The 14,055-nt window shown below is 67.3% G+C and carries 10 protein-coding genes; 3 read left to right on the top strand and 7 right to left on the bottom strand.

The window, feature by feature from the left end; all coding sequences use genetic code 11:
* Positions 1-3 precede the first annotated feature (3 nt).
* From VIF40_RS14565 to VIF40_RS14590, 6 genes are all read right to left on the bottom strand, one after another.
* Positions 4-1,686 (bottom strand): molecular chaperone GroEL, encoded by a 1,683-nt coding sequence (locus VIF40_RS14565; protein ID WP_331938232.1) that lies wholly within the window; start codon positions 1,684-1,686, stop codon positions 4-6.
* 63 nt (positions 1,687-1,749) lie between these two features.
* The gene (locus tag VIF40_RS14570; RefSeq protein WP_331938233.1) at positions 1,750-2,085 is read right to left on the bottom strand and encodes a hypothetical protein; all 336 of its coding nucleotides are present in this window, start codon (positions 2,083-2,085) and stop codon (positions 1,750-1,752) included.
* A gap of 4 nt (positions 2,086-2,089) precedes the next feature.
* Entirely contained in the window at positions 2,090-4,183 is a 2,094-nt protein-coding gene (locus VIF40_RS14575; protein ID WP_331938268.1) for a sigma-54-dependent Fis family transcriptional regulator, read from the bottom strand.
* Positions 4,184-4,353: 170 nt separating this feature from the next.
* Positions 4,354-4,896, bottom strand: a complete 543-nt coding sequence (locus VIF40_RS14580) for a DUF1097 domain-containing protein (protein ID WP_331938234.1) — start codon at positions 4,894-4,896, stop codon at positions 4,354-4,356.
* Positions 4,897-5,003: 107 nt separating this feature from the next.
* Positions 5,004-5,396: a hypothetical protein gene (locus tag VIF40_RS14585; RefSeq protein ID WP_331938235.1), complete on the bottom strand. Its 393-nt coding sequence runs from the start codon at positions 5,394-5,396 to the stop codon at positions 5,004-5,006.
* A 20-nt stretch (positions 5,397-5,416) separates the two neighbouring features.
* Complete coding sequence (locus VIF40_RS14590) at positions 5,417-6,796, bottom strand: SCO family protein (protein ID WP_331938236.1); 1,380 nt, start codon at positions 6,794-6,796, stop codon at positions 5,417-5,419.
* Positions 6,797-7,175: 379 nt separating this feature from the next.
* Between VIF40_RS14590 and VIF40_RS14595 the strand changes: the two genes are divergently transcribed.
* Positions 7,176-7,610, top strand: a complete 435-nt coding sequence (locus tag VIF40_RS14595; RefSeq protein ID WP_331938237.1) for a copper chaperone PCu(A)C — start codon at positions 7,176-7,178, stop codon at positions 7,608-7,610.
* 510 nt (positions 7,611-8,120) lie between these two features.
* Complete coding sequence (locus VIF40_RS14600; protein WP_331938238.1) at positions 8,121-12,257, top strand: Pls/PosA family non-ribosomal peptide synthetase; 4,137 nt, start codon at positions 8,121-8,123, stop codon at positions 12,255-12,257.
* Between the two features lie 43 nt (positions 12,258-12,300).
* On the opposite strand, the gene VIF40_RS14605 is transcribed toward VIF40_RS14600, so the two are convergent.
* Positions 12,301-12,795 carry a DinB family protein gene (locus tag VIF40_RS14605; RefSeq protein ID WP_331938239.1) on the bottom strand — a complete coding sequence of 165 codons (495 nt, stop codon included), beginning with the start codon at positions 12,793-12,795 and terminating at the stop codon, positions 12,301-12,303.
* A 132-nt stretch (positions 12,796-12,927) separates the two neighbouring features.
* Here VIF40_RS14605 and aroC point away from each other — a divergent pair, with 132 nt between their 5' ends.
* Positions 12,928-14,016: a chorismate synthase gene (aroC, locus tag VIF40_RS14610; protein ID WP_331938240.1), complete on the top strand. Its 1,089-nt coding sequence runs from the start codon at positions 12,928-12,930 to the stop codon at positions 14,014-14,016.
* Positions 14,017-14,055 lie beyond the last annotated feature (39 nt).

Raw genomic sequence — 14,055 nt, forward strand, 5'->3', positions numbered from 1 at the left:
CGCTCAGGCGCGCGGGTCTTCTCGCGTCTCCGCTGCGCGACGCGCATCGAACCCGAAGGTCGGATCGCGCGGCGGAATATTCGTCACCGCGCATTCCACCGTCATCAGCGAGGACGCCGTCGCGACCGCGTTGCGCAATGCGAGCCGCGTCACGCGCACGGGATCGATGACGCCGGCGGCGAAGAGATCGCCGCATGCGCCGCTGCGCATGTCCATTCCCCAGAAATCATCATTGGATCGACGCAATTCGAACAGGAATTCATCGGCGTCGATTCCGGCGTTGGCGGCGATGCGCCGTATCGGCTCGTCGAGCGCCGCGCGCACGATTGCGACGCCATGATCCTGGTCGAAATTTTCGCCGTGCAATTGGGCGAGAGCGGCGCGCGCGCGATAGAGGCCGACGCCGCCGCCGGCGACGACGCCGTCGCTGCGCGCCGAGCGCGCGGAGTTGAGCGCATTCTCGATTCTCTGCATGCGCTCCTTGATGAGAATGTCCGACAATCCGCCGGCGCGGATCGTCGCCATTCTGCCGGACAAGGCTTTTATGCGCGTTTGCAGATTTCCGAGCTCGTGGCGCTTGCCGCTCGGCGAGCCTTTCGACGCATCGCCTTCGATGATCCAATTGACCTGACGCTTCGCCGCTCCGAGCCGCTCCGCTATCGCGGCCGCGTCGCCTTCGCCGCCGATGACGAGCGTGTCGTCCTCTCGCGCGACGACGCGTCGCGCGCGGCCGAGATGCTCGATCGTGACATTGGAAATATCTTCGCCGCAGGCCTCCATGATCGCGCGGCCGCCGGTGAGCGCGGCGAGATCGTGCAGATATTCATAACGGCTGTCGCCATAGCCCGGCCCCTTCACGGCGATGGAGCAGAGATTCTTGCGAATATGATTGAGCAGCAGGCCGGGAAGCGCTTCCTCCGCTACGTTCTCGGCGACGACGAGCAGGCTGCCATTGCGGCGGCGGACCAGCTCCAACGCCGGCACCAGCTCGGCGAAATCATTGATGACGCGATCATAGATCAGAATGTAGGGGTTCTCGAGCTCGGCGACCTTGCGCGCGCTGTCGGTCATGAAATACGGCGAGCGATAGCCCTGCTCCCAACGCATTCCTTCGACCGACACGATCTCGTCCGTCACGCCATTGCCGAGCTCGACATCGACGACGCCGCCTTCGCCCGCGATCGTCAGCGCCTCCGCGACGAGGGCGCCGATTCCGTCGTCGCCGCCGGCCGCGAGCGTCGCGACATGGGCGAGCGAGCGCGGATCGTCGCAAGCGCGCGCGCGACGCAAGAGATCGGCCTCGACAGCGCGTGCGGCGAGCTCCATGCCGAGGGCAATGTCGCGCGGATTCATGCCGGCGGCGAGCGCTTTCCGCGTCTCGGCGGCGACGCGGCGCGTCAGCACGACGGAGGTCGTCGTTCCATCGCCGGCCTCTTTGGCGACCGTCGTCGCCATTTGCCGCACGAGATTTATGCCGAGGCTCTCCGTGCGTCCGGAGGTTTCGACGGCCTGCGCTACGGTGGCGCCGTCCTTCGTCGCGACCGGCGGCAGGCCGGAAGCGCGATGCTCGATGACGACATTGCGGCCGCAAGGTCCGAGCGTCACGCCGACGGCGTCCGCGAGAACATTGAGTCCGTCGAGCAATTTCATGCGAACGGGGTCGCCGAAGCGAATATTTCTGGCCACGACTTTGTTCCTCCACTCATGCGACGAGCCGCGGCGGCCCGTTACGCGTTTCCTCGGTGTTTTCTATTGTTTCTTAGGCTTGTCGAACGTCGTTATGTCGATGTCGTCGCGTCCCGCGTTGAGCGTCATGGCGCTGCGGCCCGCCGCCACGCGGCGCGCGCGATTGCGCTCCAGGCGAATCCACACGGTGATCAATCGGCGATCGTCGAAATCGAGCGTGCGACGTATTTCCTCTATGTCGACAGGCTCGAATTCACGGCGCAGATAGGCTCCGAGCTCTTGCACGCGCTCATCGCCGATCAGTTCCTCGAGGCGCGCGGCCTCTTCCTCGAGCTCGCGCAGGGAGGCGTCGAGCGCGCGCGCGGCTTCTTCGATAAAAGCGCGATCTTCCGGTCCCATCGCGTCACCTCTTCGAGACGATGCGTCTGTCGCTTCGCAGGCCGTAGCGCGCCATCTTGTGATAGAGCGTCGCTCTGGTGATGCCGAGGCTGCGGGCGGCTTTCGCTATATTTCCCTTGCTCGAGGCGAGCGCATGACGGACCGCGCGCGCTTCCCAGTCGGAGAGATCGAAGCCGGTTTCGCTCTCGATCGCTCCTTCGACGATCGAGACGTCGAGCGCCTCGCGGCCTGTCGCGCGCTGGTCGAAGTCGAGCTCTTGCATGAGGTCGATCGGAAGATCGTCGACCTCTATCACCGGTCCTTTGGCGACGGCGATGCAGGAGCGCAGCACATTGCGCGCTTCGCGTATGTTGCCGGGCCAGGGATGCTTGAAGAAAATGCGCCAGACGTCATCGGAAAAGCGCAGATCCTCCGTCGATCCCAGCGCTTCACGCTCGAGACGGAACAGCTGCGTCAGCAGGCCGAGGCGATCGGGGCGCTCGCGCAGCGGCGGCAGCCACAGCTGCACGCCATTGAGGCGATAGTAGAGATCGCGACGGAAGGTTCCCTTCTGCACCATCTCCTGCAGGCTGCGATTGGTGGCGGCGACGACGCGCACATCGACATGGATCGGCTTGCTGGAGCCGATGGGAACGACCTCGTTCGAATCGAGCACGCGCAACAGCGTCGCCTGGAGATCGGCGGCCATGTCGCCGATCTCGTCGAGGAACAAAATGCCCTTGTCGGCCTCGACGAATTTTCCGGCCTTGCCCTTGGCGCGCGCGCCGGTGAAGCTGCCGCCCTCATAGCCGAACAGCTCGCTCTCGATGAGCTCGCGTGGAATGGCGGCGCAATTGATGGCGACGAGCGGGCGATCCTTGCGCGGGCCGCCGGCGTGGAGGCGGCGCACCAGATAATCCTTGCCGACGCCGGATTCGCCGGTGATGAGGATCGGAATATTGCGCTCCTGCAGACCGGCGGCCTTGCGCAGCGCCGCCTCCAGCACGCTGTCGCTCCAATCGTGATCGACATCGAGCCCGCAGAGCGCGGTGTCGGCGAGGCCGGGCGCTCGGCGCGTCGGCGAGGGCTGGCTCTCGCGCTTGGGACAGCGATGCGCTTCGGCGAAGATGGGACGCGCATCGGGCGGATCGGAGAGCACGATGAAGCGCGCGCTCTCATGCGCCGAGATCAGCGCGGGCATGTCGACGCCGAGCGCCGTCGCCGCGCGCTGGCCGACGAGCGCGGAATAGGTCGAGCCCAGCGCCTCGACGGCCGCATGGTCGACGCCGCGGATGATTCCATCGGCGGCGACGAAGACGCGGCCCTCGTCGGCGAAGCGGGCGTCCGCCTCGCCGGCGGCCCCGCGCGTGCGCAGACGCAGCAGATAGCCGTCCGCGGCCAAGCGGTCGAACAGGCTCGCCTCGAGCAGCCGGCGGGCGATCTTCAGAAAGCCGAGCGCCAGCTTGGCGGCGTCGCGGCGATCGGAGACCATGCCGAGGATCGCGCAGACGCTGCCGTCGGGCGCCGAGACGGGGCAGCCGGCGGTGGCGAAGCGATGCAGCGCGCCGTTGAAATGCTCCTTGCCGTCGAAGGCGATCGGCTCGCGCAGCAGGCTCGCCGTGCCGACGCCATTGTTGCCGAGGCTCGGCTCGCTCCAATCGGCGCCGATGCGGCCCATTTGCGCGCCGCCCGCGGTTATGCGCGAGCCGGAGTCGAGCAGCTGGACGACGGCGCCGGCCGGATCGGCGAGCAGCAGCGCGACATTGGTCTCGTCGAGCAGGGCGCGCAGATCATAGACGAGCGCCGAGAGATGGCCGGCGACGCCGCCGAGCGAATTGCGGCGCCAGGCGTCGAGCTCCAATGCGCCATTCTCGCCGCGGCGCTGGCGTGGCGCGAATTCCGCGCCGGGGGGCAGGGCGTGGTCGTCGACGCAGCGCGCCCAGGCCTCGGCGACCTGCGGCCGCACCCAATCGGCGCCGGCGGGCGCTTGGCCTGTCTGCTTCATCCAGTCCCAGGCGACGCCCGGTCGGTCGACGCCGTAGAAGCCCGTCTCCTCCGCGCCGCAGAGCGCGGCGACGGAGGCGGCGGCGCGATCGAGCATAGGGGATCTGATTGCCATATCGCTCAAGAGCGATCCTCCCGAATTGGCGTGTTGTGTCGTTGCGCATGTTGCGGGTCGTCGCGCATGGCGGGCGCCCTCCGCGGGGCGGCTCATGCGATGGCTGTCGCCCGCCGTCGCGAGGACGGCGGGCGACGCGGTCGATTTGTGGCGTCCGTTCCGGGCGGCGCTCAGCTGCGCGCTGCGGAGGGCGCTTTCTGGCCGGGCAGGGGCAGCTTCTGCAGCGCTTCCGCGAGCTGCTCCGCCGCGAGCGCGAATATCGCGCCGACGATCAGCGACAGCGTCGCCAGCAGCGCGGGATTGGTGGGCGCGAGCGCGACGATGTCGTCGGCGCGCGTCGTCGCGAGCAGCGTCGCATAGGCGGCGAGGGCGACCGGCCATTCGCTCAGCGCCGGCAGCTTGGCGGCGAGCACGAGGAGGCCGAGCGTGATCGCCACGGCGATCGCCGTCCATGCGGGGGCGCCGATCGTCTCGCCATAGGGAAGGCGTGTGGAGACGACGAGGGCCAGTGCGGCGAGAAGGACGCCGAACAGATAATGGACGATCGACTTCTTCAGCCCGTCGAGCTTGCCGCCGAAATGCTGATAGCCCGCCCAGCCGATGAGCGCGGCGAAGAGCTGCGCGCCATAGGGAGCCGCGGGGCCGAGCGCCAGAAATGCGGCGAGACCGCCGAGAGCGGCGACGCTCACGGCCTTAAAGGATGTGATGCTCATGACAATAGCCTCCAGTGATGCGCGCGATCGATGATCGGCGCAGGTCGCGTGAATCCCTCGACGGCGGATTTGCTACCGTCGATCTTCAAAAATGAGAGTCTGGGAGTTCAGGCGAGACGCGCTGGAGGCGCGCGTGGAAATAGAGGCCGCAGCTCCGGCGCGGCGATCGCGGCGTCGATCACGTAGATCGGCGTCGGCGTGTCGGAGAACATCTCGAGCGGAAGGATCGCGACGAGGACGCGGTCTTCCTCGACGTCTATCGCCGAGCTGCAATGGAGAATGCAGCAGGGGCCGATATGCTGGCTCTGGACCGGAGAGGAGTCGCCGCTCGAGGGGGCGGCCTTGAAGGTGGCGCAGACGACGCCGGAGGATTGCGCGCTATTCGCGGTCGCTCCGGTGGCGACGCCGACGACGACGGTCTGCACCAGGAACAGCAGCGCCGCGACCATGCTCAGGGCCGCTCGCTCGACGCTCGAATGTGTCTGGCCCAGGATTCTCAAGGTCGAGTGCTCTGACGCTTTCAGGCATCGACCGTACGAGCGGCGTCTGGAAGCGTCAAGCGACGCTCCCTCATGGACATGCGGCATGTTGTCGCGAGCGTGCGCTCACGCCTTCGACGGCGCGCTGTGATGCGCCGCGCGCCGCCGCGGCGCTGCGCCGCGCTCTGGCGGTGAATGAAATCCTTCAGTGCTTTCGCTGCTTCGGCGCCGTGGTCGGCGAAGGAGGCGACGCCGGACATCACGCCCTCGCGATCGACGAGATAGACGAGCGTGGTGTGATCGATCGTATAGTCGCCGCCCTCCAGCGGGACCTTGCGTCGATAGACGCGAAACGCCTGCGCGGCGCGATCGATCTCCTCCGGCGCGCCGCGCAAGGCGGTGATGCGGCGCCCGAAGGAGGAGACGAACTCGGCCAGCGTCTCGGCCGTGTCGCGTTCCGGATCGAGCGTGACGAAGAGAATGTCGAAGGCCGAGCCGGAGGCGTCCGCTTCATTGGAGGCGCGCGCCACCTCGAGCAATGTGGTCGGGCAGACTTCCGGACAGTGCGTGAAGCCGAAGAACAGGGCGTAGGGCCGGCCGAGCATCGATTTTTCGTCGATGATGTCGCCATTCGTCGCGGTGAGGCGGAAGGAGGGGCGAAAGGCGCGCGGCGTCTCGCTCGAATGCGGGGGCTCGAGGCGGGGCGACGCGGCGCTCGACAGAACGATCACGGCGGCGGCGGCGATCCACCATCGACGCGAGCGCAGCGCGGCGGCGAGGCGGCATTGGCCGCCCGGCGCGACGCGAACGCCCGCCGGGCGGCTCGAGCGAGCGGAGCTCTCGCGCGGGATGGAGACCGAGGCTCCGCTCGAACGATGAAGGCCGCGTCGGCGAAGAAGGCGGCGAAAGCGCGCCGCGAGCCGCGCGCCGGTGCGTGGCGCGCGGCGCAAAGCGTCGACGACAGTCGTGTGAATGCGCGGCTCCACCTCGATTCCGCGCAGGCCCGCGGCGAGGCGCTCGACGGCGCTTTCCCTCTCGGCCGGCGTCGCGTGACGCGCGATCTCGAGCGTGCGCCCGGCGGTCGTGAGGTCGACGCGCATGTATCGGCGCGCGCGATCGAGGCGCCGCTCGATGACCAGATCCGAGGCTTTGACGCGCCGCTGGTCGACGAGCCGGCCGTGAATGTAATGCGCGACGCAGACGACGCCGTTCTCGACCGTCACGCGCTCGACGATGTCGCCGCGCTGCGCCGGCGCGTTTCCGGCGACGCGGCGGCAGAAGGAGGCGAGCCCATTCGCCGCATTCGTCGCGGCGCGCATGACGAGCGACGCGAGCGAAGGCCGGGCTCCGCGCGCATCGACGGGCTTCGGGGCGTGAGAGTCTTCTGCGGAGGGATGCGGCTTCATCGGCGCTTTCGGCACGCAGAACTCCCTATCGCGCGGCTCGCGCCGCGCTGCGATGTCTTGTCGAAGGATGTCTTATCGAAGACAGCAATTGCGCATATAGGTCAATGCGACGGCGCATGATGCGCATGCGACCGGACGTCGCGTGCAGAAAGTGAACGACCATGCGTTCGATCGTGATCGTCGCGTCTCGCGCGATATCGATACGTCTGACTAGATTTCATTCCGAAATTCGCCGCGCGCGACGTTTTTACGCTATGTATGTGTCTCTGCACGCTGGCGCCGAAGTTGCGGACCGGGCGCAGAGGGGCATGTTCAACGATCGGCTCGAGACATGATCACAGGCTCGCCGCGGCGGCGCGACCTTTCATTCCATACGAGAATCGGGATTTTTTGCATGCGGCGGGCGCTCTGCGTCCTATTGCTTCTTTTCGCTACAGCCACGCTCGCGGCGCCCGCCGCGATCGAGGTGGAGCGCGCCTGGTGCGCGACGCCGCCCAAGGGCGTGACCACCGGCGCCTGCTATCTCGCGCTGCGCAATGACGGCAAGACGGAGGACCGGCTTCTCGGCGTGGAGGCGGATGCGGCCCAGCGCGTGGAGATGCATGTGACGAAAGTCGCCGACGGCATCGGACGGATGCGGCCGCTCGCGGAGGGCGTCGCGCTCCCGGCCGAGTCGGTCGTCGACTTCCGCGAGAAGGGCTATCACCTCATGCTGGTCGATCTGCGGGAGCCGCTCGCCGAGGGCGCGACCGTGCGCGGGACGCTGCGGTTCGAGCGCGCGGGGTCGCGGCCGGTGCTGTTCCATGTCGAGCGGCTCCACGCCCCCTGATCGGGGCTCGGCCCGTTCTCGGCCCGTTTTGGCCCTGTCCTGGGCCGCGCCCGGATGGCCGAATCGCCGGGCGCCCCTATTTCGCCTTTCGAATGAGGATTGCGGGACGGGCGCTCCGGCCCTGCCGCCGCATTCGCCCGGGACCAGGCCGTCATCGGCGTTCGAGAGCCGTCTGCGAGAGCCGTCTGCATGCGAAATTTACGAAATGTGCGAAATTTACGAAAATCGGAGGCTTCGCCTGCGGCGCCCGCAGCCGCACCGCGACGGAGCGGCGCCGGGCCGTTTTTCCGGCCCGCGATCGTAAACGGCGGATCGCGGAGGCGATCTTCGTTTGTAACCAGTTCGTCATGAATATGACGCAAAAAGGGCAGGCGTTATTTGCGCCGGTCTTTTCGGCGCCAAATTCCCTCCCATAGTGGGGTTCATCCCGCGTTCAGCCTGAATGCGGGATAGGATCGGCCTTCGCTCTCATGCTAGATGAGCGCGGATTTCCCGCGGATATGTCACGCGATGAACGAGTTGAACCCCAGTTTCGCATACAGCTCGCCGATCGAGCAGGGCGCGCCGAACGAGCAGAGCGCGCCGACCCTGAGCGCGCCTGTCGCCGACGGAGCTCGGGCCGAGGCGGCGGGGCCGCGCTCCGTGCTGCGCGGCGCGGCCATGCCCCATCTGCTGCGCGACGAATTGCTCTGCGAGATTTTCGCGGCGCGCGTCGCGGCGAGCCCCCATGCGCTCGCCATGGCGACCTTGGAGCGGCGCTTCACCTATCGCGAGGTCGACGCCGAGGCTTCCGCCATCGCCTGCGGCCTTTCGGCGCGGGACATAGGGCCCGGCGACGTGGTCGGCCTGTGGGGTGCGCGTGGGCCGGAGCTGCTGATCGCCCAGATCGCCATCGCCAAGACCGGCGCCGCCTGGCTGCCTTTCGACGCCGACGCGCCGGTGGACCGCATCGCCGTCTGCCTCGCCGATGCGGGCGCCAAGGCGCTGCTGGCCTCCGCCGCCTTCGCCGGCAAGGCGGCCTCCTCGGTCTCGGTCGAGACGCTGGTCGACGCGGAGATCGCGGTCGTCGGCGGCTCCTGCCCCGATCCGCGCGCGCTCGGCGCAACGGGCGACCATCCGGCCTATCTGATCTACACCTCCGGCTCGACGGGCACGCCCAAGGGCATCGTCGTCACCGCGCGCAATATTTGCCATTATCTGCGCTCGGCCAATGAGATCTATCGGATTTCCGCCTCCGATGTGGTGTTCCAGGGCGCTTCCGTCGCCTTCGACCTCTCCATGGAGGAGATCTGGATTCCCTATCTCGCCGGCGCGTCGCTCTTCGTCGCCACGCCGCAGATCATCGGCGAGACCGAGGCGCTTCCCGATATTCTGGAGGAGGCCGGCGTCACTGTGCTCGACACGGTGCCGACGCTGCTCTCCGCCATGCCGCGCGACGTCGCGACGCTGAAGACCATCGTGCTCGGCGGCGAGGCCTGCCCGCCCTCGGTGGCGGAGCGCTGGACCCGCATCGGCCGCACCATTTTCAACAGCTACGGCCCTACGGAGGCGACCGTCGTCGCCACCGTCTCGGAGGTCTGGCCGAATGAGAAAGTGACGATCGGCAAGCCGATCCCCAATTACAGCTGCTATGTCGTCGATGAAAATCTGGCGCTGCTGCCGCCGGGCGTCGAGGGCGAGCTGCTCATCGGCGGGCCGGGCGTCGCCAAAGGGTATCTGCGCCGCGACGAGCTGACGGCCGAGAAATTCATCGTCAACCCCTATCCCTCGGACGGCTCCGACCCGATCCTCTATCGCTCCGGCGACGCCGTGGCGCTGGACGAGAACGGCGACCTCCATTTCCGTGGCCGCATCGACGATCAGGTGAAGATCCGCGGCTTCCGCGTCGAGCTCGGCGAGATCGAATCGGCGCTCTCGCGCCTCGACCATATCCGCCAGTCGGCCGTCGTTCTGCGCAACGAGAATGGTCTGGACGAGCTCGTCGCCTTTCTCGTGGGCGCGACGGCGGTCGTGCCGGACCCGCGCGAATTGCGGGCGAAATTGCGTGAGTTCCTGCCCTCCTACATGATTCCGGCGCGTTTCGAGGTGGTCGCCGCCCTGCCGCGCCTCTCCTCCGGCAAGGTCGACCGCAAGGCGCTGAAGCGCGTGGCGCTCACCGCCCCGCTCATCGACACGGAGGCGCAGGAGGACCCGCGCACCGCGACCGAGGCGGTGCTGCTCGACGCGGCCAAGCGCGTGCTGCCGCCCGGCGCGATCCCCTTCGACGCCGATTTCTTCACCGATCTCGGCGGCCATTCGCTGCTCGCCGCGCGTTTCGTCTCGGTGGTGCGCGAGACCGCGCATCTCGCCTCGATCACGCTGCAGGACCTCTACGCCCAGCGCAATCTGCGCGCCCTCGCCGCCCATCTCGACGGCAAGGCCTCGGCCGCCGCGCCGCAGCGCGACCTCTCCTTCACGCCGCCGCCGTTGCTGCGGCGCTTCCTCTGCGGCCTCGCCCAGGCCGCGGCGCTGCCCTTCATTCTGGCCTTCGTCACCTCGCAGTGGCTCGGCGTGTTCGTGTCCTATCAGCTGCTCACCTCGCCGGACGCCAGCATCCTCGAGGAAGTGGCGGCGCTGCTCGGCGTCTATATGTGCGTCAACATCGCCACAGTGGCGGTGTCGATCATCGGCAAATGGCTGGTCATCGGCCGCACCAAGCCGGGGCGCTATCCGCTGTGGGGCGTCTATTACTACCGCTGGTGGCTGGCGCAGCGGCTCATGGGCCTCACCCACGCCAAATGGTTCCAGTGCTCGCCCTTGATGCGGCTCTATCTCGCGGCGCTCGGCGCCAAGATCGGCGAGGACGCCATCATCGGCGAATTGGATGTCGGCGCGATCGATCTCGTCAGCATCGGCGATGGCGCGAGCCTCGGCTCCAAGCTGAAGCTCGCCAACGCCCGCGTCGTCGGAAACGAGCTGATCATCGGGACGATCGACATCGGCGCCGACGCCTATGTCGGGACCTCCTGCGTCATCGAGGAGAATGTCGTCATCGGCGAGGGCGGGGCGCTCGAGGATCTGACCTCGGTTCCCGCCGGCTCGCAGATCGGCGCCTATGAGATCTGGGACGGCTCGCCGGCGCGCTATAAGGGCGACGTCGACGCGCGCGCGCTCGATCCGCAGTCGACGGCCTCGACGCCGCGACGCCTCGCGATGGGGTTCCTGTTCACGCTCCTCGTGCTGGCTCTGCCGCCGCTCGGCCTGTTGCCGATCTTCCCGGCCTTCTGGGTGTTCGACCGTTTCGACAATTGGCTCGGCCTAACGGATGTCGACCACGCCTTCTACCTCGCCGCCATCCCTGTCTTCGCCTGGCCGACGGCTTTCGTGCTGGTGCTCGTCACCGTGGCCTTCATCGTGGTCTTCCGCTGGACCGTGCTGCCGCGCGTTTCGGAGGGGACCTACTCGGTGTGGTCGGGCTTTTATCTGCGCAAATGGGCGGTGGCTCTCGCCACCGAGGTGACGCTGGAGACGCTCTCCTCGCTCTTCGCCACGCTCTACATGCGCACCTGGTACCGGCTGATGGGCGCGAAGATCGGCAAGGATTCCGAGATTTCGACCAATCTCTCCGGCCGCTACGATCTCGTCGAGATCGGCGAGAAATGCTTCATCGCCGACGAGGTCGTGCTCGGCGACGAGGATATGCGCCGCGGCTGGATGTATCTGAAGAAGGTGAAGACCGGTGCGCGCGTCTTCGTCGGCAATGACGCCGTCGTGCCGCCGGGCTCCGAAATCCCTAATGGCGCGCTGATCGGCATCAAATCCAAGCCGCCGGCCAATAGCGAGCTCTCCGAGGGCGACACCTGGTTCGGCTCGCCGCCGATGAAGCTGCCGGTGCGCCAGACCTTCGACGGCGGCGGCGCCGCCTGGACCTATCAGCCGCCCTTCTGGAAGAAAGCCGCGCGCGCCGTCTATGAGGCGGTCAACGTCTCGCTGCCGACCATGCTGTTCATCACTTTCGGCACATGGGCGGTGGAAAGCTTCGGCCAGAAGCTCATCGACGGCGATTATTGGTCGGTGTTCTGGCTATTCGTGCTCTCCTCGACGCTCATCTCGCTCGGCATGACGCTGGTCGTCGTGGCGGTGAAATGGCTGACCATGGGCCGCTACGAGCCGCAGGTGAAGCCCATGTGGTCCTTCTGGGCCATGCGCACGGAGGCTTGCGCCGTGCTCTATTGGGGACTCGCCGGCAAAATATTGCTCGAGCATTTGCGCGGCACGCCCTTCCTGCCCTGGATGCTGCGCCTGTTCGGCTCGAAATTCGGCAAGGGCGTGTTCATGGACATGACCGACATCACCGAGTTCGACTGCGTGAGCGTCGGCGACTATGCCGCGCTCAATCAGGTGGCGGCGCTGCAGACGCATCTCTATGAGGATCGGGTGATGAAGGTCGGCCGCGTCGAGATCGGCCGCGGCGTCACCGTCGGCGCCGGCTCCACCGTGCTCTATGACACGCATGTCGGCGAGTTCGCGCGGCTCGGCCCGCTCACCGTGGTGATGAAGGGCGAGACGATTCCGGCGCATTCCGAATGGATCGGCGCGCCGGCCGAGCCGGCCGCGGCGGCGCCGACGGTCGCGGCTCCGGCGCGCGTGGCCAGCAAGGCGGCGTGAGGCCGCTGACGAAGCGAGCCTTCGGGCTCGCATTCGTCTTTGCTCACATGAAGATCAGATCGGTGTCCTGCGGCCGCGCGCCAGCCGCCGTCAGCAACGCATGAGCCTGTCCGCGATGATGGGTCTGGTGGTTGAAGATATGGACGACGACGAGCCTGCGCGGCTTGACGATGTCGGTCTGCTTGGCGCCCGAATACCAGGAGAAATCGCCGTCGAGCGCCGCCTCGTCGAGCGCGTCCGCCCAGGCGATCAGCTGCACGTCCATCGCCGCGCGCTCCTCCTTCAACGCCGTCCAGTCGGCGCGGAAAGACACCGAATCCGCCAAAGGAATATTCGGATTCGGCCCGCTGGCGATGCGGCTCATCCACATCGTATCGGCCCAGAGCAGATGGTTCAGCGTGCCGTGGATCGATTTGAAGAAGGCTCCGCGATCGGCGCGCCGCGCTTGGTCGGAGAGCGTATCGGCCGCCGCATAGAGGCTCTCATTCTGCCAGGCGTTGTAGCGCGCCATTTTCTGCGCGAAGGCGGGGGCGATCATGTGCGGGGTCCTTTTCGTCGCTGACGTCGACTGCAGCTTAGGGCATGACGAGACGGCTCCGCCATTGGCGTTTGACCCGGCGGCGGCCGGCGCCTACAACCGGCTTCGACGCACAAGTGACCGGCTCCCTCCATGTCCCACAACAGCTTTGGCCATCTCTTCCGCATCACCACTTTCGGCGAGAGCCATGGGCCGGCGCTCGGCGTCGTCGTCGACGGCTGCCCGCCGGGGCTGGAGCTGACCGAGGCCGAGATTCAGGTCTTTCTGGACAAGCGCAAGCCCGGCCAGTCGCGCTTCACCACGCAACGGCAGGAGGCCGATGCGGTGAAGATTCTCTCCGGCGTCTTCGCCGATTCCGCCGGCCGGCAGGTGACGACCGGGACGCCGATCGCGCTGCTGATCGAGAACACCGACCAGCGCTCCAAGGATTACGGCGATATCGCCGAGAAATACCGCCCCGGCCACGCCGACTACGTCTATGACGCGAAATATGGAATTCGCGACTATCGCGGCGGCGGCCGCTCCTCGGCGCGCGAGACGGCGGCCCGCGTCGCCGCCGGCGCTGTGGCGCGCAAGGTGCTCGCCGGCGTCACCATCCGTGGCGCTCTGGTGCAGATCGGCGCGCATAAAATCGACCGCGCCCGCTTCGACTGGGCGGAGGTGGAGAACAACCCGCTGTTCTGCCCGGACGCCGAGACCGCGACGCTCTGGGCCGATTATCTCGACGGCGTGCGCAAATCGGGCTCCTCCATCGGCGCGGTGATCGAAGTGGTGGCCGAGGGCGTTCCCGCCGGCTGGGGCGCGCCCATCTATGGCAAGCTCGACTCCGATCTCGCTTCGGCCTTCATGTCGATCAACGCGGTCAAGGGCGTCGAGATCGGCGCCGGCTTCGCCGCGGCCGAGCTCTCGGGCGAGGCCAACGCCGATGAGATGCGCGCCGGGCCGGACGGCAAGCCCGAGTTTCTCTCCAATCAGGCCGGGGGCGTGCTGGGCGGAATTTCCACGGGCCAGCCGATCGTCGCGCGTTTCGCGGTCAAGCCGACCTCATCCATTCTGACGCCGCGCCGCACCATCGATCGCAACGGCCAGGACACGGAGATCGTCACCAAGGGCCGCCACGACCCTTGCGTCGGCATACGCGCCGTGCCGGTGGGCGAGGCGATGATGGCCATTGTGCTGGCGGATCATTTCCTGCGGCATAGGGGGCAGTTGGGCGGGTAGCCGATGGTCGGACGAGCGCCGGCGTCATCCACCTTCACT

This window comes from Methylosinus sp. (assembly GCF_036560965.1).
Taxonomy (GTDB): Bacteria; Pseudomonadota; Alphaproteobacteria; order Rhizobiales; family Beijerinckiaceae; genus Methylosinus.

What these genes read in the sequence shown, in the direction of transcription:
- VIF40_RS14570 (WP_331938233.1), bottom strand. Translation starts at nt 2,085, where the DNA reads ATGGGACCGGAAGATCGCGCTTTTATCGAAGAAGCCGCGCGCGCGCTC.
- VIF40_RS14575 (WP_331938268.1), bottom strand. Translation starts at nt 4,183, where the DNA reads ATGGCAATCAGATCCCCTATGCTCGATCGCGCCGCCGCCTCCGTCGCC.
- VIF40_RS14580 (WP_331938234.1), bottom strand. Translation starts at nt 4,896, where the DNA reads ATGAGCATCACATCCTTTAAGGCCGTGAGCGTCGCCGCTCTCGGCGGT.
- VIF40_RS14595 (WP_331938237.1), top strand. Translation starts at nt 7,176, where the DNA reads ATGCGGCGGGCGCTCTGCGTCCTATTGCTTCTTTTCGCTACAGCCACG.
- VIF40_RS14600 (WP_331938238.1), top strand. Translation starts at nt 8,121, where the DNA reads ATGAACGAGTTGAACCCCAGTTTCGCATACAGCTCGCCGATCGAGCAG.
- VIF40_RS14605 (WP_331938239.1), bottom strand. Translation starts at nt 12,795, where the DNA reads ATGATCGCCCCCGCCTTCGCGCAGAAAATGGCGCGCTACAACGCCTGG.
- aroC (WP_331938240.1), top strand. Translation starts at nt 12,928, where the DNA reads ATGTCCCACAACAGCTTTGGCCATCTCTTCCGCATCACCACTTTCGGC.